Genomic DNA, 2257 nt, shown 5'->3' on the forward strand with positions numbered 1-2257 from the left:
GACGCAGCGAAGACTGCAATTGACAATGCAACCACAAACGATACCGTAACGCAAGCTAAAAACGACGGAGCGACAAGTGTATCATCAGTCACTCCAACACCAACAGCTAAACCGGCTGCTAAGAAGGCCATCGAAGATGCGCTGAAAGCTAAGGAAGCAGCAATCAACGCAAATAATGACTTAACAGACGAAGAAAAAGCCAAAGCTAAGCAAGAAGCGCAAGACAAGGCAGCTGCAGCGAAACAAGCGATCGATAATGCGACAACAAACGCGGGAGTAGACCAAGCTAAGGCTAATGGAACAACAGAAGTAAATAATGTAAATCCAACAGCAGTGGCAAAACCAGCAGCTAAAAAAGCAATCGACGATGCCCTAAAAGCTAAAAATGACGCGATTGATGCTCGAGATAATCTGACAGCTGAGGAAAAAATAGCAGCTAAGGAAGAAGCTAAAGCCAAAGCCGACGCAGCGAAGACTGCAATCGACAACGCAACCACAAACGATGCAGTAACTCAAGCTAAAAATGATGGGGCAGCAAGTGTATCTTCAGTGACTCCAACTCCAGTAGCCAAACCAGCAGCGAAGAAAGCAATTGATGATGCGCTAAAAGCTAAGAACGACGCAATCGACGCAAATAACGACTTAACAGATGAAGAGAAAACAGCAGCGAAAGCTGATGCGAAAGCAAAAGCCGACGCAGCGAAAACAGCAATAGACAACGCGACAACAAATGATGCAGTAGAAAAAGCTAAAAATGATGGAGCAACATCGGTAGATTCGGTGACTCCAACTCCAGTAGCGAAACCAGAGGCGAAGAAAGCAGTAGAAGATGCACTTAAAGCCAAAGAAGCAGAAATCGATGCTCGAGATGATCTGACAGCTGAGGAAAAAACAGCAGCTAAAGAAGAAGCGAAAGCCAAAGCAGACGCAGCGAAGACTGCAATCGACAATGCGACAACAAATAATGCAGTAACTCAAGCTAAAAACGCTGGAGCAACGAGTGTATCTTCAGTAAATCCAACAGCGCAAGCTAAGCCAGCAGCTAAGAAAGCGATAGAAGATGCGCTTAAAGCCAAAGAAGCAGAGATCGATACTCGAGATGATCTGACAGCTGAGGAAAAAATAGCAGCTAAAGAAGAAGCTAGGGCTAAAGCAGAAGCGGCAAAACAAGCAGTTGATAAAGCGGCAACAAATGCTGACGTTGAAAATTCAAAAACTATTGGGGTAGCAGATGTAAACTCATTGAATCCAGTAGCGGTTAAGAAACCAGAGGCTAAAAAAGCTGTAGATGAAGCACTAAAGGCAAAAGAAGCAGAAATTGATGCGAATAATGACTTAACAGCAGAAGAAAAATTAGCAGCTAAGGAGGAAGCTAAAGCTAAAGCCGATGCAGCTAAGAAAGCAATCGATGAAGCTGATACAGATATTAAGGTTGATGTAAATAGTATATCTGGTTTAAGTGATGTAAATTCATTTAGTCCAGAACCAGTTAAGAAATCAGAGGCTAAAAAAGCAATTGATGCAGCTCTAGAGAAGAAAATAGAAGAAATCGATGCTCGAGATGATTTAACAACTGAAGAGAAAACTGCAGCAAAAGCTGAAGTAGAAAATAAAGCTAATGAGGCAAAAGACGCAATCGATGCAGCAGATACAGACATTAAAGTAGATGTAAATAGTGTATCTGGTTTAAGTGATGTGAACTCGTTTAGTCCAGAAGCAGCTAAAAAACCAGCAGCCAAACAGGCAATAGATGATGCATTAAAAGCAAAAGAAGATGCAATAGATGCGAATGATGATTTAACAGCTGAAGAAAAAACTAAAGCCAAAGCAGAAGCTAAGGCAAAAGCTGATGCAGCGAAAGAAGCAATCGACAATGCGACAACAAACGCAGAAGTGGAACAAGCTAAGACTGCAGGAACGGCATCAGTAGCTTCAGTGACTCCAAAGCCAGTGGCAAAACCGACTGCGAAGCAAGCCATCGACGACGCGCTTAAAGCTAAGAACGACGTGATTGACTCTCGTACAGACTTGACAGATGAAGAGAAAGCTGCGGCTAAGTCAGAAGCAAAAGCTAAGGCCAACGCAGCAAAAGCAGCCATCGATAATGCAACAACAAATGCGGAAGTAGACCGAGCTAAGGTGACTGGAATAACAGAAGTAAAAGCAGTAGATCCACAACCAGAAGCGAAGCCAGAAGCTAAGAAAGCCATCGATGATGCCTTAAAAGCTAAGACTGATGAAATAGACTCTCGTACAG

The 2257-nt window shown here is 43.1% G+C and carries 1 protein-coding gene; it reads left to right on the top strand.

Annotated elements, in window-relative coordinates:
• Positions 1-2257: DUF1542 domain-containing protein (locus tag O3664_RS09045; protein ID WP_371613935.1), on the top strand; the 2257-nt coding region annotated here is incomplete at both ends.

Origin of the sequence: Streptococcus sp. 27098_8_109, assembly GCF_041432295.1 — a bacterium.
GTDB lineage: Bacteria > Bacillota > Bacilli > Lactobacillales > Streptococcaceae > Streptococcus.